The 21,093-nt window shown below is 71.7% G+C and carries 14 protein-coding genes; 1 reads left to right on the top strand and 13 read right to left on the bottom strand.

The annotated features are described in order from the left end of the window. Nucleotides 1-96 precede the first annotated feature (96 nt). The 10 genes from MXD59_RS11410 to MXD59_RS11365 form a co-directional block, all read right to left on the bottom strand. Nucleotides 97-4,110: an Rne/Rng family ribonuclease gene (locus tag MXD59_RS11410; RefSeq protein WP_248824653.1), complete on the bottom strand. Its 4,014-nt coding sequence runs from the start codon at nt 4,108-4,110 to the stop codon at nt 97-99. A 315-nt stretch (nt 4,111-4,425) separates the two neighbouring features. Beyond that, entirely contained in the window at nt 4,426-5,250 is an 825-nt protein-coding gene (locus MXD59_RS11405) for a TIGR03936 family radical SAM-associated protein (RefSeq protein ID WP_248824652.1), read from the bottom strand. After that, nucleotides 5,234-7,294, bottom strand: a complete 2,061-nt coding sequence (locus MXD59_RS11400; RefSeq protein WP_248824651.1) for a TIGR03960 family B12-binding radical SAM protein — start codon at nt 7,292-7,294, stop codon at nt 5,234-5,236. Before MXD59_RS11400 ends, MXD59_RS11405 begins: the two co-directional genes overlap by 17 nt. 55 nt (nt 7,295-7,349) lie before the next feature. Then, entirely contained in the window at nt 7,350-8,585 is a 1,236-nt protein-coding gene (gene rodA / locus MXD59_RS11395) for a rod shape-determining protein RodA (protein WP_248810686.1), read from the bottom strand. A gap of 63 nt (nt 8,586-8,648) precedes the next feature. Beyond that, on the bottom strand, nt 8,649-10,919 hold the full coding sequence (gene mrdA, locus MXD59_RS11390) for a penicillin-binding protein 2 (RefSeq protein ID WP_248824650.1): 2,271 nt from the start codon (nt 10,917-10,919) through the stop codon (nt 8,649-8,651). Continuing rightward, nucleotides 10,916-11,458, bottom strand: a complete 543-nt coding sequence (mreD, locus tag MXD59_RS11385; RefSeq protein ID WP_248824649.1) for a rod shape-determining protein MreD — start codon at nt 11,456-11,458, stop codon at nt 10,916-10,918. The genes mrdA and mreD overlap by 4 nt, the downstream gene beginning before the upstream one ends. Before the next feature lie 6 nt (nt 11,459-11,464). Beyond that, a complete protein-coding gene (gene mreC / locus MXD59_RS11380; RefSeq protein WP_248824648.1) occupies nt 11,465-12,460 on the bottom strand; it encodes a rod shape-determining protein MreC in 996 nt (331 codons plus the stop codon). Between the two features lie 242 nt (nt 12,461-12,702). Continuing rightward, the gene (locus MXD59_RS11375) at nt 12,703-13,734 is read right to left on the bottom strand and encodes a rod shape-determining protein (RefSeq protein WP_248810691.1); all 1,032 of its coding nucleotides are present in this window, start codon (nt 13,732-13,734) and stop codon (nt 12,703-12,705) included. Between the two features lie 421 nt (nt 13,735-14,155). After that, a complete protein-coding gene (gene ndk, locus MXD59_RS11370; protein ID WP_163549136.1) occupies nt 14,156-14,569 on the bottom strand; it encodes a nucleoside-diphosphate kinase in 414 nt (137 codons plus the stop codon). Nucleotides 14,570-14,671: 102 nt separating this feature from the next. After that, complete coding sequence (locus MXD59_RS11365) at nt 14,672-16,216, bottom strand: glutamate ligase domain-containing protein (RefSeq protein WP_248824647.1); 1,545 nt, start codon at nt 16,214-16,216, stop codon at nt 14,672-14,674. 233 nt (nt 16,217-16,449) lie between these two features. On the opposite strand from MXD59_RS11365, the gene MXD59_RS11360 reads away from it, so the two are divergent. Beyond that, complete coding sequence (locus MXD59_RS11360; protein ID WP_248824646.1) at nt 16,450-17,724, top strand: bifunctional folylpolyglutamate synthase/dihydrofolate synthase; 1,275 nt, start codon at nt 16,450-16,452, stop codon at nt 17,722-17,724. Nucleotides 17,725-17,828: 104 nt separating this feature from the next. Here MXD59_RS11360 and clpX read toward each other — a convergent pair whose 3' ends face one another. The 3 genes from clpX to MXD59_RS11345 form a co-directional block, all read right to left on the bottom strand. Beyond that, nucleotides 17,829-19,118: an ATP-dependent Clp protease ATP-binding subunit ClpX gene (clpX, locus tag MXD59_RS11355; RefSeq protein WP_163549139.1), complete on the bottom strand. Its 1,290-nt coding sequence runs from the start codon at nt 19,116-19,118 to the stop codon at nt 17,829-17,831. A 304-nt stretch (nt 19,119-19,422) separates the two neighbouring features. Then, on the bottom strand, nt 19,423-20,049 hold the full coding sequence (locus MXD59_RS11350; RefSeq protein ID WP_276511369.1) for an ATP-dependent Clp protease proteolytic subunit: 627 nt from the start codon (nt 20,047-20,049) through the stop codon (nt 19,423-19,425). 149 nt (nt 20,050-20,198) lie between these two features. Then, on the bottom strand, nt 20,199-20,840 hold the full coding sequence (locus tag MXD59_RS11345; protein ID WP_248810697.1) for an ATP-dependent Clp protease proteolytic subunit: 642 nt from the start codon (nt 20,838-20,840) through the stop codon (nt 20,199-20,201). Nucleotides 20,841-21,093: the final 253 nt, after the last annotated feature.

The raw sequence follows: 21,093 nt of genomic DNA, 5'->3' as shown, positions 1-21,093 counted from the left end.
CACCGCCGAGCCTGCTGGGCAGGCGTGCATCGCTGACAGCGAACACCGCGCGGCGGGCCCGATGGTCTCGGGTCCGCCGCGCGGTGGGGAGCGTTCTCAGCCGCTGACGTGATCGGCTGGTTCCGGCGCCGTGGCCGTGGCGGTCGCGGCGGCCACCGGGGATGGCTCCGCCGACGTCGACGCGGCCTCGGTGGACGGTGTTGACGCGGGTCGGGACGCCCGGCGGCGTCGACGGGCCGGCTTGTCCACCACCGGTCCCTCTTCGGCACCGGCGAGGCTGTCGGGATCGTCGGTGTTGGCGTAGACGGGAGGCGGCGCGTCCGCCCCGAGGGGCGTCACGTTCGCGGTGGTCTGATGCCCGTTGCCGTTGACGGTCACCGGGTCGCCGCCGGTGGGCCCGACATCCGATGCGACCGGGTGGACCGGCTCCGCCTGCGCGGCGTCGTCCCCGGCCACGACGACGGTGGACGCCACGGCCTCGCTGATCGCCGCGGCCAGCGCCGGACCGCCCGCGGCCCGCGTCGCCGCCCCGCGCGAACGACGACCGCCGCCGGAGGCCGCGCTGGCCGTCGCCGCCTCAGGCTGCCCGCCCGACGCCGTCGACACACCCGCGGACGGCTGCTCCTGATCGCCGGGGGCCTGCTCGTCGCGGGTCTGGTCGCCACGAACCTGGTCGTTGCGGGGCTGGCCGTTGTGGCCCGCACCGCTCGAGCCATGACCGTTGGGGGTGTGGCCGTTGGGGGCATGGCCGTGGCCGTTGTAGCTCTGGATGGACTGGTCGCCGCCGCCACCACCGTTGAGGTGGATGGTCACCCCGCGGCCGTTGCAGTGCACGCACTGCTCGCTGTAGGCCTCGAGCAGGCCCTGGCCGACCCGCTTACGGGTCATCTGGACCAGGCCGAGGCTGGTGACCTCGGCGACCTGGTGGCGGGTGCGGTCGCGACCGAGGCATTCGGTGAGCCGGCGCAGGACCAGCTCCCGGTTGCTTTCCAGGACCATGTCGATGAAGTCGATGACGATGATGCCACCGATGTCGCGCAGCCGGAGCTGGCGGACGATCTCCTCCGCGGCCTCGAGGTTGTTCTTGGTGACCGTCTCCTCGAGGTTGCCACCCTTGCCGGTGAACTTCCCGGTGTTGACGTCGACCACCGTCATCGCCTCGGTCCGGTCGATGACGAGCGAGCCACCGGAGGGCAGCCAGACCTTGCGGTCGAGCGCCTTCGCGAGCTGCTCGTCGACGCGGTAGTCGGCGAAGACGTCACCCGTGCCGGTGTAGCGCCGGATGCGCGGACGCAGGTCGGGCGCGACGGTGTCGATGTACTCCTCGATGATGCGGGCCTCCCCGGAGCCCTGCACGACGAGTTCGGTGAAGTCCTCGTTGAAGATGTCGCGGATGACCCGCACGACCAGGTCCGGCTCGCCGTAGAGCAGCGAGGGCGCGGACGCCTTCTTCGAGCGGCGCTGGATGTCCTCCCACTGGGCGGCCAGCCGTTCCACGTCCCGGGCGAGCTCGGCCTCGCTCGCACCCTCGGCCGCGGTGCGGACGATCACACCACCGTCCTCGGGTGTGATCTTCTTGAGGATGCTCTTGAGCCGGGACCGTTCGGTGTCGGGCAGCTTGCGGCTGATACCGGCGTTCTGGCCGTCCGGCACGTACACGAGGTACCGGCCGGGCAGGCTGATCTGGCTGGTGAGCCGGGCACCCTTGTGACCGAGGGGGTCCTTGGACACCTGGACGAGGACCGACTGCCCCGACTTGAGCACCTGCTCGATCTTGCGGGGACGGCCGTCCAGCCCGGACGCGTCGTAGTTGACCTCACCGGCGTAGAGCACGGCGTTGCGGCCCTTGCCGATGTCGACGAACGCCGCCTCCATGCTGGCCAGCACGTTCTGCACCCGGCCCAGGTAGACGTTGCCGGCGTACGAGGCGGAACTGGCGCGGGTGACGAAGTGCTCGACGAGCACACCGTCCTCCAGCACCGCGATCTGCGTGCGGTCACCGGCATGGCGGACGATCATCCGCCGTTCGACGGCCTCACGGCGGGCGAGGAACTCGGCCTCGGTGACGATCGGCGGCCGACGCCGACCGTTGTCTCGGCCCTCGCGACGGCGCTGACGCTTGGCCTCGAGCCGGGTGGAGCCGCTGAGGCCACGGACCTGGTCGTCGTCCCGGCGGATCTCGCGTACGTGGACGACCGTGTTCGGCGGGTCGTCGGGGGTGGTCGCCTCGTCGCCGCCGGAGCGGCGCCGACGCCGACGCCGACGCCGCGAGCCGGTGGCCCGCTCGTCGTCACTGTCGGCATCGTCACCGTCATGATCCGCGGTGTCCTCGGTGTCCTCGGTGTCCTCCGTGGTCTCGGCGGTCTCGCCGTCCCAGTCGGCTTCCACGGAGGTGTGCCCGTCCGGGCCCGCGTCCGTCACCGCCGGTGCGTCGCCGGCCGAACCGGTGCCGCCGAACTCGTCGGGGCCGTCCTCGTCACCGCGGGCACGGCCACGGCCTCGACGGCCGCGGCGACGGCGACGCGTCGAGCCGGAGCCCGTGCCCTGCTCGTCATCGTCGTCGAAATCGCCGTCGTCGACGTCGGACTCGGCGAACTCGCCCGTAGCGACGTCACCGAGCGTGGTCTCCTCGTCGTCCTCGTCAAGGACGGGGTCGCGCGCGTCCACCTTGGTCCTGGCGGTGTTCTCCGCCTCGGGCGCGGCGGCGGTTGCCACGACCTCATCGACGGGAAGCGGCGCGACCGGGACCACCGGCGGCACCACTGGCGGAACGTCGCGGCGCCAGCGGGGCTCGACGGCGAGCTCCGGCGCCTGGAAGGTCACCATCGCGACCGGACGGCGAGCCGCGGGTCGGGCCGCGGGCGTCCGCTCCGCCTCGGCATCGGTCCAGGTAGGAGCGGCGACCCGCCGAGACCTCGAGCGACCGCGCGTCCCGGCGGCCTTGGCCGAGGGGGCGGACGAGTCGTCCTGCGCCGGCACTGTGGCGGCCGGGTCCGGCGCCTCATCCGGGTCGGTCTCGACAGCGGTCGCGCCGGTTGTCGCGCTTTCCGCACCGGTCACGACAGCCCCGTCGGCCAGCTCGGCCACGTCGGCGTCGTCAGCCAGTTCGGCCACGTCGACCGCTGCGGCCGACGCTGGGATCGCGTCCCCCTCGGGCGCGCCGGCGGAGCCGGTCACCACCACGCTCTCGACCGCCGACGGGACGGCCTCGGCGACAACAGGCTCGGCGACCGCGGCGGCGGGAGCCGTGCCCGCGGTGGCGCTTTCGGTGGGGTCGGTGCTCTCGCTGGTGGCGCGACGCCGGGTGCCACGCGCCCGGGTACGGGTCCGCGGCGCGGCCGCGGGTTCCGTGGTCGCACCGTCGGCCGCCACGGGCTCAGGGCTGGCGGCGGCGTCCGCGGTGCTCGCCGCGGCGACGGACCCGGCAGCGGCGTCGCCGGACGCGGGAGGCGTCGTTTCGGCCACCCCCGGCGGGCTCACGGGAGCCGAGGTGGCCCTGCGGGCCCGGGTTCGACGGGTTGTCTTCGGGGCCTCGGCGGCCGGTGTCGAAGGTGTGTCCGTCGCGGTCGACTCGGCCGGTGCGGCCGCGACCGGCTCCGGCGTCGCCGACGAAGCGACCGCATCGGTGCTGGGCGCGGCTTCGGTGGCCGGCGTGTCGGACGCCGGCGTGTCGGACGCCGGCGCCGACTCACGGACCGCACGCCGGCTCCGGGTCCGCCGCACGGGCGCCGGAGCCTGCGCCGCGGAAGCCTCGGTTGCCGAAGGCTCGGACGCCGCCTGAGCGACAGCCGGAGCCTGCGCGGTCGAACCTGCCGGCTCGGCGTCGCGGGCCTCGGCCGGCGGGGCGGCTGACCCCGGGGCCTCGGTGATCGCCGCCGGGGCGGTGGCTACCTCGACGGTGGCCGTTTCGGTGGCCTCGGCCGCTTCGCTGGCGGCCTTCGCCCGGGAGGCACGGGTGGATCGGGTACGTGTCGTGGTCGTGCCAGCGCTACGGGTGCGTCGCTTGGTGGGCGCCGCGACGGCCTCGCTCGCGTCGGCCGATTCGGCGGGGACGCCGGCGGCGGCCGCGCTGGGCGGCGGGTCGGTGGGCCCGCCGGTGCCGATGGGCACGGCGCCGGACGCCGCCCTCTCGGAGGGCTCGGGCCCGGTTGGGCCGGAGGTCGCCCCGGCCGAGGGCGTGGCTGGCTCTGGGGCGGCGGGTGGCTCGCTGGGCGCACCGGCGGCTCGTCCGGCTGCCCGGCGCCGACGTGGCGCGGGGCGGGCGGATTCCAGATCAGTCTGGGTCTGGGTAGTCAGGTCATCGTCGGGCACGGGTTAAGAAGCCTCTCGGGCTCCCGGGCGCGCTGCATGTGCAGTCGCGACCGCGCAGAAGCCACTGTCTCGGTCCGACGCGAACAGCGCCGGGAAATCCTGCGACGCCCTGCATCACACTGAGGAGCGACCCACCAGCCGGCCAGCGTCGTTGCGGTCCGGCGCCAGCGGATCCGCCAGCGTTCCATCATCGAGCAGCCGGCCCTGCTCAAGCCGGGTGGGCTCGGGAGGAGCCGACGGGCGCAGACCAGCTACCACGTACAGGGCGGTCAGCACGTCATCTGGCCGCACAGCGGGCGTCGTGTGCCGTGCGACCAACTCCAGTATCGCACATGTGTCGTTCTCCGCACGACAAACGGCCAAGACCACAGCCCCGCGAGCGTCGAAACGCCGACGACCGTCCTTGGTCGCCCGTTCCACCTGCACCTCGTCCCGCCGCAGAAGCTCCGCGACCGCGGCGGACAGGGCCGGCTCGCCGAGCGTCGGCAGCCGGATGCGCCAACGGGAGGCGTCGATCCGATCGGCCAGGCTCCCCGAACCACCGGCACCCGAACCGGCGGCCCCAGAACCAGCGGCACCACCGGCACCACTGGCACCACTGGCAGCCTGGACGGCGTCGAGCACGTCCAGGCCGGGTGGAAGCGCGGCGTCCAGCGCCGCCCGCACCCGGTCGGGCTCGACGACGACGGCGAGCGCGAGTTCGACGTACTCGGCCTCGCTGGCGGCCCCGGTCGGCGCCGCGCCCACCCAGGAGATCCGCGGATGCGGACTGAACCCCGCCGAGTAGGCCATCGGCACCTCGGCCCGTCGCAGGCCGCGCTCAAACGTGCGAGCGACGTCCCGATGTGACAGAAATCTCAGCCTTCCCCGCTTGGCGAAGCGCAGCCGGACCCGGGCGACCACGGGCGGCGGTGGCGGGCCCTCAGGCCGACGCGCCACTGCGCACCACCGCCTCATCCCCGGTGGCCGCCATGGCCGGACTGACCGCCTCCGCCGGTGGTGCGTCCGCCGGTGGTGCGTCCGCTGCCGAGGTGTCGGGGTCGCCGGCCATGCCACCGGCGGAGACACCCGCGATCGGCAGCAGCGTGCGGCCCGTCGGGCCGATCTGGGTGTCGGTGCCCATGGTCGGGCAGACCCCGCAGTCGTAGCAGGGCGTCCAGCGGCAGTCGTCCAGCTCGGTCCCGCGCAGGGCCTCCTGCCAGTCGGCCCACAGCCAGTCCCGGTCGAGGCCGGCGTCGAGGTGGTCCCAGGGCAGGATCTCGCGTTCCTCGCGCTCCCGGGTGGTGTACCAGTCCACCGACACGCCCAGCGGTTCGAGTTCCGCGGCTCCGGCGCTGGCCCAGCGGTCGAAGGAGAAGTGCTCGTTCCAGCCGTCGAAGCGGCCGCCCTCACGCCAGACCCGCTCGATCACCGCGCCGACGCGACGGTCCCCGCGGGCCAGCAGGCCCTCGATGATGCCCGGACGTCCGTCGTGGTAGCGGAATCCGACTGCCTTGGCGATCTCCCGGTCGGCCCGTACCCGGTCGCGCAGCAGTTTCAGGCGGGCGTCGGTGACCTCGTGTGAGGCCTGCCCGACCCACTGGAACGGGGTGTGCGCCTTGGGCACGAAGCCACCGATCGACACGGTCGCGCGGATGTCCCGATGACCGCTGGCGGCCCGTCCGGCGCGGATGACCGCACGGACCAGGTCGGCGATCTCGAGGACGTCCTCGTCGGTCTCGGTGGGCAGGCCGCACATGAAGTAGAGCTTGACCTGCCGCCAGCCGTGCTCGTAGGCGGTGCTGACCGTGCGGACCAGGTCCTCGGCGCTGACCATCTTGTTGATGACCTTGCGCAGCCGTTCGGAGCCGCCTTCGGGGGCGAACGTGAGCCCGCTGCGGCGGCCGTTGCGGGAGAACTCGTTGGCGAGGGTGACGTTGAAGGCGTCCACCCGGGTCGAGGGCAGGCTGAGCGACACCTTGCTCTCGGCGTACCGGTCGGCGAGGCCGGTCGCGATCCGACCGATCTCGCTGTGGTCGGCGCTCGACAGCGACAGCAGCCCGACCTCGTTGAAGCCGGTCGCGCGCAACCCCGCGTCCACCATGGCGCCCACGGTCTCGATGTTGCGCTCGCGCACCGGGCGGGTGATCATCCCGGCCTGGCAGAACCGGCAGCCACGGGTGCAGCCGCGGAAGATCTCCACGCTCATCCGCTCGTGCACGGTCTCCGCGAGCGGCACCAGCGGCGCCTTCGGGTAGGGCCAGGAGTCCAGGTCGGACAGGGTGTGCTTGCTCGGCCGGGCGGGGATGTCGTCCCGGTTGGGCCGGACCGCCTCGATCCGCCCGTCCGGCCGGTAGGTGACGTCGAAGAACGCCGGCACGTACACCAGGCGCCGCCGGGAGAGGCGGGCCAGCAGCTCGGTGCGCCCACCGGGGCTGCCGGCCGCCTTCCAGACCCGCACGACGTCGGTGATCCCGAGCACCGCCTGCTCGCCGTCGCCGAGGACGACGGCGTCGACGAACCTGGCGATCGGCTCCGGGTTGAACGCGGCATGCCCGCCCGCGACGACCACCGGGTCGTGCTCGCGGCGCTCGGCCGTGTGCAGCGGGATGCCGGCGAGGTCGAGCGCGGTCAGCAGGTTGGTGTAGCCGAGTTCGGTGGAGAAGCTGACGCCGAGCAGGTCGAAGTCGCCGACGGCACGGTGGGCGTCCACGGTGAACTGGGGAAGGTCGTGCTCGCGCAGCAGCGCCTCGAGGTCGGGCCAGACCGAGTAGGTGCGTTCGGCCAGCACGTCGGGCTGCTCGTTGAGAATCTCGTAGAGGATCTGCAGGCCCTGGTTGGGCAGGCCGACCTCGTAGGCGTCCGGATACATCAGGCACCAGCGGACGGCGGCGGTCTCCCACGGTTTGACGATGGAGTTCCCTTCGCCACCGACATACTGCACGGGTCGACGCACCCGCGGGAGCAGCGGCTCCAGGCGAGCGAACAGCGACTGTCCGGACATGCACGCGAGCCTACGGCACGCCGCGACCGGCGCCGTACGGTCACCGCCGCCACCCCTACATGGCGTACGGGTCCGAGCGTGAACGCAGCCGGACGTTCTGGAGCAGACCCACGGCGATCATGTTCGCGAACATGGACGAACCGCCGTAGGACAGGAACGGTAACGGCAGTCCGGTGACGGGCATGATGCCCAGGCACATCCCGATGTTCACGAACGACTGGAACGTGAACCAGCAGACCACCCCGGTGGCGATCAGCGCGCCGAAGGAGTCCTGCGAGCCGAAACCGATCGACAGCGCCCGCCACAGCACCACGCCGAGCAGCACGACGATCCCGGCGGCGCCCAGATAGCCGAGCTCCTCCCCCGCGACGCTGAACACGAAGTCGGTCTGCTGTTCGGGGACGAACTGCCCCTGGGTCTGCTGGCCGTGCAGCAGCCCCCGGCCGAAGATCCCACCGTTGGCGATGGCGATCATGGCCTGGTTGACGTTGTACCCGGTGCCGCTGGCCGCCTTGTTCTCCGAGACGAAGGAGGTCAGCCGGGCCTCCTGGTAGGGCGCCAGCAGATGGAACTGCAGGATGGCGGTGCCGAAGAGCACCCCGCACAGGACGAGCCCGAGCACCCAGCGCCGCGGCGCCCCGCTGACCGCCAGCATCCCCAGCACGGTGAACACCAGCACCATGACGGTGCCGAAGTCCGGCTGCAGCATGATCAGCCCGATCGGCACGATGGTGAGCCCGAGCACGAGCAGCACGTCGGCGTGCCCGGGCGCGCTGTGCTGGATGCCCGTGTGCCGGTCCTCGTGTTTCTCGCCGAGGATCATCGCCGCGCCGACCACCAGGGCGACCTTGGCGAACTCCGACGGCTGCAACTGGAAGCCCGCCGGCAGCACGATCCACGAGTGGGCGCCGTTGATGGTCGACCCGAGCACCAGCACGGCCACCAGGCCGACCAGCGATCCCAGGTAGACGAACGGCGCGTAGGCCCGGATCACCCGGTAGTCGACGACCGTGGCGACCGCGCCGAGCAGCAGGCCGATGACCAGGTTCAACAGGTGGCGTTTGAGGAAGGTCTGCGGGTCGGCCCCGGCCTCGCCGAGGCGCTGGCGGGTGGCCGACCAGACCAGCAGGGCGCCGACACCCGACAGCGCGACCACGCACAGCTGCAGCGTCCAGTCCAGCCGGCGCAACGGCGAGTGCCGCCCGGACGCCCGGTCCCGTAGCTGCCCGATCCGCCCGCGCACCGGCACCGGCGACGACCGCAGCGCCGTCGGCCCCACGTCCTGGTTCATCCCCGCCACCTCCCGTCGCCTCCTGCGGTATCTGCGCGCCCGCCGCGGCCCGCGCGGCTGTTCCTACGGCGGGGCACGGCTCGGCGGGGACGTCGGGGCCCCGGTGACCACCGGCGTGGTCACCGGGGCCTTCGTCGGCGTCGTGACCAGCGCCGGCAGGAGCGCACCGGCGGAGTTCGGGGGGGTGGCCGAGGCCGCTGGGATCGACGTGACGGCGCTGGACGTCCCGCCGGGACCCAGAGGGCGCAGCGGGTCGCTGGCGGTGGCGGCGGCGATCGTGCCGTCCCGGTTGATCCTGGGCAGGGCCCCGGGGGGTCGCCCACCGGGCTGGGCGGCCGGCTGGCCGACGCCGTAGATCGCCTGGTAGATGCGCTTGGCGACCGGCGCGGCGTACTCGGCGCCGGTGCCCGAGTCGGGGATCGACACCACGACGACGTACTGGGGGTCGTTCGCCGGGGCGAAGGAGGCGAACCACGAGGTGTCGCCCCGGCCCTCGACCTCGGCGGTACCGGTCTTGCCCGCGATCGGGATGGTGGCGCTCGGCCAGTCGGCGAACACGCCCGTCCCGGTGCCGCCGGGCTCGGTGGTCACGCCCCGCAGGCTGTCCCGGATGTAGCCGAGGATCTCCGGGCTGACCGGCAGGGTGCCGATCCTGTGCGGCTGGAAGGTCTGCACGACCTTGCCCTCCGGCGAGATCGCGGCCTTGGCCAGGGTCGGCCTGTACAGGGTGCCGCCGTTGGCGATCGCCACGTAGGCGTTGGCGAGCTGCAGCGGACTCACCGACAGGTACTGGCCCTGCCCGATGGCGAACTGGGTGGCGGCACCGGCGTTGTAGAGGTAGCCGTCGACGCAGGCCTCGGCGGCGTACTTGCGAAAACGTTCCGCCTTCGCCGGGTCGGTCTCCTCGGGGTAGCCGTTCTTCGCCCGCCGGCAGTAGGAGTCCTTCAACTCCTCCCAGATGGCCTTGGCGTCGGCCCGGTCGACGACCGACCCCTTCGTCTCCCCCGGCAGGTCGATCCCGGTGCCGCGGCCGAAGCCCATGGCCTCGGCCATCCGGGCGAAGTACTCCTTGGGCGGCGCGTAGGGTCCGCGTCCGTTGCGCAGGCCACCGTCGCCGAGCCAGGAGTCGTAGGCGAACTGGTCGAAGATGACGTCGCAGGAGATCACCAGGGCCTGGTGCAGGGTGATCGGCCCGGCGGACTCACCGTCGAAGTTGTGGAAGATCTGGTCGCCGATCTGCAGCGTCTGCGAGCAGAGGAACCGCTGGTCGCCACGGGCGCCGAGGTTCTGCATCGCGACGGCGGTCGAGACCGGCTTGAACGTCGAGCCCGCCGCACCCGAACCCTGGTAGACCCGGGACAGCAGCGGAATGCCGTTGGCCGGGTCCGACAGCGCCCGGTAGTCCTGCTCCGACACCCCGCCGACGAACACCGACGGGTTGTAGGACGGCAGGCTCGCCATCGCGACCACGCCGCCGGTCCGGGCGTTCAGCACGACGGCGGATCCGGTGCGTGAGCCCCCGCCGAGGGAGTTGATGGTGTCCTGCAGGGCCTGTTCGGCGGCCTGCTGCACACCGAGGTCGAGGTTGAGCACCAGATGGTCGCCGCTGGCCGGCTCGGTGGTGGACGCGGTGCCCGCCACCCGGCCGAACCGGTCGACCTCCAGGCGTTGGACGCCGTCCGTGCCGCGCAGCTGGTCGTCGTAGGTGCTTTCCAGGCCGGCGACGCCGATCAGGCTGTTGAGGTGGTAGCCCTTCTCGTCGCCCTGTTTGTCCAGCTGGTCCTGGGTGACCGGGGCGAGGTAGCCGAGTTCGTGCGCGGCCAGCGACCCCTGCGGGTACTCCCGGACGGCCTGGAGATCGGCGGACACACCGGGGAAACGGTCGGGATGCTCGATCACCGCGAGGGCCTGCGCCGGTGAGACGTCCTTGGCCACCGGAACCGGCTGGTAGGGCGAACCGTTCCAACAGGGCGGCTTGACCTGGGCGGTGCAGAAGCGGATGCGTTTGACCAGGTCGTCGGCGGGGGTGTTGATCACGCCGGCCAGCCGGGTCAGCACGGCCTTGCCGCGGTCGGGCTGGCGATCGGTGGTCGACCGGTTCACCGAGATCACCAGGGACGTGCGGTTGCGCACGAGCGGCTGGCCATGGTCATCGAGGATCATGCCGCGGGTCGCCGGGGTGACCACCTCGCGGACCCGGTTGGTCTCGGCCACCTGCCGGTAGTGGTCACCGTCAAGGATCTGCAGCACCCACAGCCGGGCACCGAGCGTGACCAGCAGCGAAAGCACCGCGACCCGCAGCAGCAGGACGCGGACCCGCATCCGGTCGTTCATCGGCCGCCCCGACCGCGGTCCCCGGCGAGCCGGCGCGCGCCCCGCAGCAGCAACGGGAACACGAAGGGCGTGGCGATCACCGCGTAGAGGCCCGCGACGACGGCCCGTCGGATGGCCTCACCGCCGGTCATCGCCGCCTCACCGAGCAGCGACGTCATGGCCGCATAGCCCAGGGTGCCCAGCACACTGGCCCCGCCGATCACCGCCAGAGGCACCGCTACCGACCGTTCCGCCGCATCCATCACCAGACCCACAGCGTAACCGATCAGGCACATAACGAGAGCAGACTGTCCGAGAACATGCGTGGACGCCAGATCGCCGGCCAGGCCCGCGACAAAGCCGCTGATCGCCCCGACCAGCGGCCCCTCGATCAGCGCGATCGACGCCAGCAGGACGAGGACGAGGTCGAGCCGCCCGCCGGGCAGGTTGAACCGCGCCACCACCGACACCTGCGCGACGATCGCGACCAGCAGCATCAGGACCGCGGCCACCACCGACCGCACCCGCACGGACTCGTCGGAGTCGAGGATCTCCCACATGCCGGTTCAGCCAGCCCCGCCCTGGGTGCCCGTCGCGCCCGGGGTGCCGGAGGTGCCGGTCGCGCCCTGCGTCGTGGCGCCTGGGGAGGCGGCGGCATCCGGAACGAGGGTGGCCTCCGGTGCCGGGGCGGGGGCGGTGGGCTCCGGGGGGGCGGGCTGGGGGGACAGCAGGCGGTCCCCGGGGTCGACCGTCGGGCGCCCGACGACCACACCGACGAGGTCGAGCGTGCCGACGGACACGTACGGTCGCACCTCCGCCGTGCGCGACAGCCCGCCGACGTCGGTGACCTTGGTGACCTCACCGATCGGCACGCCGGCGACGTAGTCCAGGCTGCCGAAGGTCGTGAGCCGGTCACCCTTCTGCACCCGGAACGACGCGTCGTACACGGTGAAGACCAGGGTGGACGGGCCCTGCCCCCCGGCCACCGCGCCGAGGAGCTGGGTGCGTTCGAGCCGGGCACCGATCCGGCTGTTCGGATCGCAGACCAGCCGCACGACGGCGGTGTGGGCGGTCACCGACGCGACCGTGCCGACCAGGCCGTCGGCGTTCAGGACGGTCTTGTCCGTGGCGATGCCGTCGTCCTTGCCGGCGTTGATGGTCACGGTCCAGTCGGTGCCGGTGACGTCGCCGATCGCGATCACCCGGGCGGGGACCATGGTGTACTGACCCTTGTTCGCCAGCAACCGCAGATCGGCGAGCTCCTTGCCGGTCTGCGTGATCATCTTGTCGTCGGCGAGGTCACGACGCAGCCGGGCGTTCTCCTGGGCGAGCCGGTCGGCCCGGTCGTGATAGCGGTTGGGGTGGGCCAGCGACGAGACGGTGTGGCCGATCGGCCGGAACACGGCGCTCACCCCGTCCTCGACGCCGCCGAGCGCGCTGTGCACGACGCCTCGGGCGCCGGTCGCCGAACGTCCCGTCTTGTAGTCGAGGGTGATCAGCGTGAACGCCGCGATGAGCAGAGCGGCGATCACCAGGCGGGATCGCCTCGTGTCACGCCCCACAGCAGCCTCCGAACGAGCTCTCAGGTCCCGCACCGCGATCGCGTACGCACCGCGACCGGGCGCGCGGGGACACCACCCATCGTTTTCATCGGACGACCGACCTCGCCGCGATGTTCCCGGATCGGACCGGTCGTTGCCCGCCGGGGCGGGACCGCGAGGCGGATTCTCCCCGTGGCCCCACCCGGAGGTGCTCCCCAGGGGGTGACCGGGCGGTGGACGCCGGGTGCGCCGCGGGTCCGGCGCTAGCGCCGCGGCTCGGAGATCAGCACCTGCTGCAGCGCCTCGAACTCCTCGACGCACTTGCCCGAGCCCATCGCCACCGAATGCAGCGGGTTCTCGGCGATGTGGATCGGCATACCGGTCTCGTGCCGCAGCCGCTCGTCCAGGCCGCGTAGCAACGCGCCACCACCGGTCAGGACGATGCCACGGTCCATGATGTCGCCGGAGAGCTCCGGCGGGCAGCGGTCCAACGTCACCTTGACCGCGTCGATCACCGCGTTGACCGGTTCCTCGATCGCCTTGCGGATCTCCTCCGCGGACACCACGATCGTCTTGGGCAGGCCGGTGACCAGGTCGCGCCCGCGGATCTCGGCACTGGGCTCGTCAGGCACCTTGAAGGCCGAACCGATCGCCATCTTGATCTCCTCCGCGGTGCGCTCGCCGAGCATCAGCGAGTACTCCTTCTTCACGTAGGAGATGATCGCGACGTCGAGTTCGTCACCGGCGGTGCGGATCGACTGGCTGGTGACGATGCCACCCAGCGAGATCACCGCGACCTCGGTGGTGCCGCCGCCGATGTCGACCACCATGTTGCCGGTCGGCTCGTGCACCGGCAGGCCCGCGCCGATCGCGGCGGCCATCGGTTCCTCGATGATGAACACCCGGCGGGCACCGGCCTCGTAACCGGCGTCCTTGACCGCCCGCTGCTCGACACCGGTGATTCCCGAGGGCACACAGACGACCAGACGCGGCTTGGCGAAGTGACGCCGACGATGCACCTTCTGGATGAAGTAGCGCAGCATCCGCTCGGTGGTCTCGAAGTCGGCGATGACGCCGTCCTTGAGCGGACGGACCGCGACGACGTTGCCCGGGGTGCGGCCGATCATGCGCTTGGCGTCGGTACCGACGGCGAGAATGCCCGAGGTCGTCGTGTTGATCGCGACCACACTCGGCTCGTTCAGGACGATGCCGCGCCCCCGCACATACACCAGGGTGTTGGCGGTACCGAGGTCAACGGCCATGTCACGACCGAGAAACGACAGTGAGCTGGACATCGTCGGTACCGACCTTCCCGGGGGGATGCGGTCCTGGCCGCCTTCGGCGCGGCGACGCCGGTGGTCACCGGAACCGGACAACCGCGTGAATCACGTACAGGGTTCGTTGCTCGGGCAGGGCTGGCCGCCGAGCCTGCCGCGATGCGTGCGACCGACCGGCACAGCCGGCCCGCGCGACCCACCGAACACGCTCCGGGCGAGTATCGCAAGGGTAGACCGCCGTGCGGCCACCCGCCGTCCCGGACGGCGGTCAAACCACTCGTGTCACGGTTGCGCCGGATCGACCCGCTGGATACCCAGGCGTCGGAAAGAAGCTACACAGCGCGGTTTTCCGAACAGGTGCCGCATGCCGGGCCCAGCGACCATGGCGGGCCGCCGTTCGAGGCCGGCCGGACAGGCTGACCTCGAACGGGTACCAACGTCAGCTCAGGCCGGGGAAGAACAGGTCGATCTCCCGCTTGGCGGACTCCGGCGAGTCGGAGCCGTGCACGAGGTTCTGGCCGATCTCCGTGGCGAAGTCACCACGCAGCGAGCCGGGAACGGCCTTCACCGGGTCGGTCGCGCCGATCAGGCCGCGGGAGGCCTCGACCGCACGGGGGCCCTCGGCGACGAGCGCCACCAGCGGACCGGAGGTGATGAAGTCGACGAGCTCACCGAAGAACGGCTTGCTCGCGTGCTCGCCGTAGTGCGTCTCGGCGACCGAACGCTCGAGCGTGCGCAGCTCGAGGGCCACCAGGCTGAGCCCCTTGCGTTCGAGCCGGCCGACCACCTCACCGACGAGACCACGGCTGACGCCGTCCGGCTTGACCAGGATGAGGGTGCGCTCGGCGGACACGGTACTCCTTCTCGATCATCGACATCGTCGTCAGCGGAGCCCGTGGGCCCCACGTCAACTTACAGGGTGCCGCAGACATCACCATGCCCGAACCGGGCCGCCTCAGAAGCGCAGCAACGCCCTCGCCCGTCCCACAACGGGCGCCGAACCCAGGACCAGCACCCCGGCCCCGCCGAGCTCGGATTCGGCCTCGGCGAGGCGAACCGCGTCGTCGAGGGCGTCCTCGAGCCGGGGGGTGACCTCGATCCGGTCGGCGCCGAACACCCCGCCGGCGACGGCGGCCAGATCGTCCACGGGCAGGGCGCCCGCCGTCGCGCCGTCGGTGAGCACCACCGCGGCCAGGACCGGCTCCAGCACGGCGAGCATCCGGGCCGCCGTGGCCTCGTCCCCCTCCACGGCGACGACGGCGACCAGGGAGTCGAAGCCGAACGCCTCGCGCAGGGCCTCGACCACGGCGGTGACGGCGGGCGGGCTGTCGGCCACGTCCAGCACGATGGTGGGGCTGCGCCGGACCACCTCGAGCCGGCCTCGGCCGTCCACCTGGGCGAGTGCGGCCCGCACGATGTCCAGGTCAAGCTGGTTCTGCCCACCGCCGAGGAACGCCTCGACCGCGGCGAGCCCGACCGCGGCGTCGTGGGCCTGGTGCGCGCCGTGCAAGGGCAGGAAGAGCTCCTCGTAGGTACCGCCGAGCCCCTTCAACGTGATCATCTGGCCGCCGACGGCGACCCGGCGGCCCAGCACCCCGAACTCCATGCCCTCACGCGCCACGGTGCTGCCGGCCAGCGCGGCTCGGCGCAGCAACGCCCGGGCCGCCGGCAGCGCCTGCTGGGCGAGCACGACCAGCGTGCCGGAACGGATCACGGTTCCCACCGGCGCGGCGACCCGGTCGAGCCGCGGCTCGTCCGCCTCCCCGGCGAGGTCGACCGACCAGCCACCGGCGGAACCGCCACCGTCCGAACCGCCATCCTCGGACCAGTCATCACCCGACCAGCCGGCGCCGGACTCGCCACCGGCGGACTCGCCGCTGTCGGCCCAGCCGGCGTCGGACCAGGCGGGGGCCACCGGCGTCACCGCGGCGACCGGCACGTCGAGCAGGTCGGCCAGGTCACCGAAACCGCCCGCACCGGGCAGCTCGGAACCGGGCCCGCCGGACTCGATGACCGCGAGGTCGACCGGGGCGTCGGCGAAGGCGGCGATCGCGACCGCGAGCAGCAGTTCGCGGGCGCCGAGGTGGCCGTCATCCTCCACCAACGGCAGGTAGGGCTCGATGTCGTCGAAGGCGCGTTCGAGCACGTCCGCCGGAATCCGAGCGCCGCCCAGCCCCACCTGCTCGGCCGGGCCGAGCCAGTCGGGCGCACGCAGGCTGCCCGCGCGGACACCGAACCCCTCGAGCAGGGCGGTGATCACGGCGAGGGTCGAGCTCTTGCCCACCGAACCGGCGACGACGATGCTCGGGAACGACCGCTGCGGCTGGCCCAGCAGGTCGAGCAGGCGGCGTAGCCGCTCGAGCCCGGGCTGCGCCGTGACCCCGGCCCGTCGCGCGTAGGCGGCCGCGAACCGGGACGGACCCGACCAGGCCACCTGACCCGGGGACGCGGGGGAACCTGAGTCGGGCGTGGTACCGGCATTGACCGTGGCGCCTGTCACGTCCCCGATCCTACGGGGGCCGATCCGGCCGGGTGTGCTGCGGCACGTTCGCCCTCCGGACGGTCCGAACTGTTCGTCCGTGTTGCCCAAGTCGCTACTGTCGAGGCCGGTCAGTCGGGGTCCGTCCGTCCGAGGTCGGGGCGGCGGACGCCAGTGCGGCAGCGCTCGGCGCCGCGGGGTCAGGGAGGCGAAGTCAGCCGGTGACGTGGACATATGCGGCGGCGTGTCAGGCGTTGAACGAATCGGTCGACCTGGAGAAACAGGCGATCACCGCGCAGCCACCGGTGCCGAGCCTGGACCGTATGCGCGAACTGGCCCGGCGCCTCGGCGATCCGCAACGCCGGTTCCCGGTGATCCATCTGACCGGCACGAACGGCAAGACGTCCACCGCCCGGATCACCGCGTCGCTGCTCGGCGCGGCGGGGCTGCGCGTCGGGCTGTACACCAGCCCGCATCTGGAACGGGTCAACGAGCGGCTCGTGCTCGACGGCCAGCCCGCCGACGACGAGGCGTTCGCCCGTTGTGTCGGCGCCGCGGTGGACGCGGCCACGCCGATGGCCGAGCGTCCGACGTTCTTCGAGCTGCTCACCGCCGCCGCCTTCGGCTGGTTCGCCGAGCGCGCCGTGGACGTGGCGGTGGTCGAGGTCGGCCTGCTCGGCCGGTGGGACGCGACCAACATCGCCGACGGACGGGTCGCGGTGGTCACCAGCGTGGGCGCGGACCACCTGGACTACGCCGGCAGCCTGGACGGGGTGGCCCGGGAGAAGGCCGGCATCGTCAAGCCCGGGAGTCGGCTCGTCCTCGGCGACGTCGCGGCCCGGTTCGACCAGGTGTTCGCCCGCACCCCGGCCGCGGACGTGGTGCGCCTCGGTGCGCAGTTCGCCTTCGACAACGGCCGCCCGGACCCCGCCGGCGCCGGCCGCCGCGGCGATCCGCGCACACCCCTGGCCCACTACGACGATGTGCTGCTGGCGCTGCACGGCACCTACCAGCAGACCAACGCCGCCTGCGCCCTCACGGCCGTCGAGGCCTTCGTCGGTCACCGGCTGCCCGCCGACGTCGTCGAGGCGGGCCTGGCCACCGTCCGGGCGCCGGGGCGCCTCGAGATCGTCGGCACCGATCCGCCGCGGGTGCTCGACGGCGCGCACAACCCGGCCGCCGCCGCGGCGCTCGCCCGGTCGCTGGCCGAGGAGTTCCCGGGCCAACGGTGGAACGTGGTCTACGGGGCGCTGCGCGGCCACGACTTCGAGGCCACCCTCGCGGAACTGGACCCCGACCGGATCGCGGCGGTGCTGTGCTGCGAGCCCGCGTCCCCACGGGCGATCCCCGCCCAGGAGCTGGTCGCCGCGGCGGGACGGCTCGGCCTTCGGCCGGCACTGGCCCTGGCGGATGTCACCACCGCCGTGCGCCACGCCCTGGAACAGGCGGCGCCCGCCACGGCGATCCTGGTGACCGGGTCCTTCTACCACCTCACCGAGGCCCGCCGCGTGCTGACCAGCACGCGCTGACCAGCACGCGCCGCGCCACCGGACACGTGGTCAGACGCGGCCTCGCGCTTGCGTACGGTGCCGCGCGTCCCCGTACGGGGCCGTGCCGTGCGGTGCTCGTACGGTCAGGCGGACTTCTCCTGGCGGGGGGCACGCTTGGAGGCAACGTCCCGGGGCACCAGCGTCGGGTTGACGTGCTCGAGGACGACCTCGCGGGTGACGACGACCCTGGCCACATCCTTGCGGCTGGGGATGTCGTACATGACCGACAACAGCACCTCCTCCATGATCGCCCGCAGGCCACGGGCGCCGGTGCCGCGCAGGATCGCCTGGTCGGCGATGGACTCCAGCGCGTCGGAGGTGAAGTCGAGGTCGACGTTGTCCAGATCGAACAGGCGCTTGTACTGGCGGACCAGCGCGTTCTTCGGCTCGGTGAGGATGCGGATCAGCGCCTCGCGGTCGAGGTTCGACACGCTGGTGAGCACCGGCAGCCGGCCGATGAACTCGGGGATCATGCCGTACTTGAGCAGGTCCTCGGGCATGATGTCGCCGAAGACGTCGGCGGCGTCCGGGTCGTCCTTGCCGTGCAGCACGGCGCGGAAACCGAGGGACTTCTTGCCGATCCGGGATTCGATGATCCGGTCCAGACCGGCGAACGCCCCACCCACAATGAACAGGACATTCGTGGTGTCGATCTGAATGAACTCCTGGTGCGGATGCTTGCGGCCACCCTGCGGCGGCACGCTCGCGGTGGTGCCCTCGAGAATCTTCAGCAGCGCCTGCTGCACGCCTTCCCCGGAGACATCCCGGGTGATGCTGGGATTTTCGGACTTACGCGCGATCTTGTCGACCTCATCGATATAGATGATGCCGGTCTCAGCCTTCTTGACGTCATAGTCAGCGGCCTGGATGAGCTTGAGAAGGATGTTCTCGACATCCTCACCGACATAACCGGCCTCGGTGAGCGCGGTCGCGTCGGCGATGGCGAACGGGACGTTGAGCATCCGGGCGAGGGTCTGCGCGAGCAGGGTCTTGCCACAGCCGGTCGGACCGAGCAGCAGGATGTTGCTCTTGGCGAGCTCGACCTCGCCCTTGCTGCCGTCGCCGGTCGCGGATCCGCTGGCCTGCACCCGCTTGTAGTGGTTGTAGACCGCGACCGACAGGGTCTTCTTCGCCGTCTCCTGGCCCACGACGTAGCCGTCGAGGAACTCGTAGATCTCACGCGGCTTGGGGAGTTCGTCCCACTTGAGCTCGGAGGACTCCGAGAGTTCCTCTTCGATGATCTCGTTGCACAGATCGATGCACTCGTCGCAGATATAGACGCCAGGGCCGGCGATGAGCTTTTTCACCTGCTTCTGCGATTTGCCACAGAACGAGCACTTGAGCAGGTCACCGCCATCACCGATGCGTGCCACCGAGGACTCAGTCCCTTCGTCCAGACGATGGTGTCGCCTGCGTGTCAGGGGCGGTTGACACCGCCCGGTCGTCGCGTGTCTGCCTGCAACCATCCCCGTGGGGACGGTACCCCGCCGAGCGACCCGGTGAGTGCCCTATCGCTCGGCTCATACCGGTCAGCCTACGGTCACCTGGGCCGACCTCGCGCGTCCACACCGTCCCGTTAGGCCAAGGCGTCACGGACTGGACCCGCTGACCACGTTTGCACCCACCCGTGTCCCGGTGTCGCAGGTCTGCCACACCGGGACACGACAGGCGCACCGCTCAGCTCGTGGTGGCGAGCCGGGAGGACTTGCGGGTCTTGATGACCTCGTCGATCAGGCCGTACGCCTTGGCCTCCTCGGCGCTGAAGATCTTGTCCCGCTCGATGTCCTTGCGGATCGCCTCTTCCTTGCGGCCGGTGTGCACGGCGAGCATCCGCTCCAGCAGCGACCGCATCCGCAGGATCTCGCGGGCCTGGATCTCGATGTCGCTGGACTGGCCCTCACCCTGCGCGGACGGCTGGTGGATGAGGATCCGGCTGTTCTCCAGCGCGAACCGCTTGCCGGGCGTACCGGCGGCGAGCAGCACCGCGGCCGCGGAGGCGGCCTGGCCCATGCAGATCGTCGAGATGTCGGGCCGGACGAACTGCATCGTGTCGTAGATCGCGGTCAGCGACGTGAACGACCCACCCGGGGAGTTGATGTAGATCGAGATGTCGCGGTCCGGGTCCTCGGACTCCAGGAACAGCAACTGCGCCATCACGTCGTTGGCCGACACGTCGTCGATCTGCACGCCAAGGAAGACGATCCGTTCCTTGAGCAGCTTCGAGTACGGATCCATGCCGTACTCGCCGCGGGACGTCTTCTCGATGATGTTCGGCAGGACGTAGCGGCCCTGCGGGGCCATCATGGCGGCCTGGCGGGCCTGATCGGACCGCATCTGCTGGTAGAGCGTCTCGTGGTACATGGTGGGTGCCTCCGGGAAGCGGATGACGACGTGCGGTCCGGGTGAGGGGCGGCCAGTGGGGTGGCAGTGTCCAGCGGCGGCCGGTGGGCCGCTCAGCTCACCGGGCCCTCGCTGGGGACCTGGCGGGCCTGCTGGACGACGTGGTCGACGAAGCCGTAGTCCTTCGCCTCCCCGGCGGTGAACCACCGGTCACGGTCGGAGTCGCGCTCGATCTGCTCGATCGGCTGGCCGGTGTGGAACGCGATGCGCTCCTGCATCATCCGCTTGGTGTAGAGCATCTGCTCCGCCTGGATGGCGATGTCGGAGGCGGTACCACCGATCCCACCGGACGGCTGGTGCATCATGATCCGCGCGTGCGGCAGGGAGTAGCGCTTGCCCGCGGCCCCCGCGCACAGCAGGAACTGGCCCATCGACGCGGCGAGGCCCAGCGACACGGTGGCGACGTCGTTCTCGACGAACTGCATCGTGTCGTAGATCGCCATCCCGGCGCTGACCGAGCCGCCCGGCGAGTTGATGTAGAGGAAGATGTCGCGGGTCGGGTCCTCCGCGTTGAGCAGCAGCAGCTGCGCGCAGATCGTGTTGGCGATCGAGTCCTCGACAACCGAGCCGAGGAAGACGATCCGGTTGGCCAGCAGTCGGTTGAAGACCTGGTCGTCGAACGCGGGTCCGCCCTGGCCGGGCGAACGGAGCTCCGAACCCGAGACGGGCAGGCGCGGAACTGCGAGGTTACTCACGGTCAGCTCCTCGGCTTCCTCACATGGGGCGGCTGATTGACCGGCTCGACACTATCTGTGACACGCGCGAGTTCCGGTCCTTCCGGCTCGATGTTCGCGCTGGGCGTGAGGACCGGCCAGTCCAACCGCCCCCCGGCGACACCCCGCGACACCCCGCGGCACCCGGCGGCACCCGGCGGCACCCGGCCACGTTCGGCGACGCGGTGACCCTTGGTCGCGTCGGTGCCGGCCACGCCCGACCGTACGGGCCGCT

The organism is Frankia umida (genome assembly GCF_023242945.1).
GTDB classification, from domain to species: domain Bacteria; phylum Actinomycetota; class Actinomycetes; order Frankiales; family Frankiaceae; genus Frankia; species Frankia umida.
The sequence above is the reverse complement of the archived record's forward strand: the minus strand, read 5'-3'. Positions and strand labels throughout refer to the sequence as shown.

Bases quoted from the DNA above. Each gene is read 5' to 3' on its own strand.
- rodA (WP_248810686.1), bottom strand. From the start codon at position 8,585: ATGAACCAGGACGTGGGGCCGACGGCGCTGCGGTCGTCGCCGGTGCCG.
- MXD59_RS11375 (WP_248810691.1), bottom strand. From the start codon at position 13,734: ATGTCCAGCTCACTGTCGTTTCTCGGTCGTGACATGGCCGTTGACCTC.
- MXD59_RS11400 (WP_248824651.1), bottom strand. From the start codon at position 7,294: ATGTCCGGACAGTCGCTGTTCGCTCGCCTGGAGCCGCTGCTCCCGCGG.
- mreD (WP_248824649.1), bottom strand. From the start codon at position 11,458: ATGTGGGAGATCCTCGACTCCGACGAGTCCGTGCGGGTGCGGTCGGTG.
- mrdA (WP_248824650.1), bottom strand. From the start codon at position 10,919: ATGAACGACCGGATGCGGGTCCGCGTCCTGCTGCTGCGGGTCGCGGTG.
- MXD59_RS11350 (WP_276511369.1), bottom strand. From the start codon at position 20,049: ATGATGGCCCCGCAGGGCCGCTACGTCCTGCCGAACATCATCGAGAAG.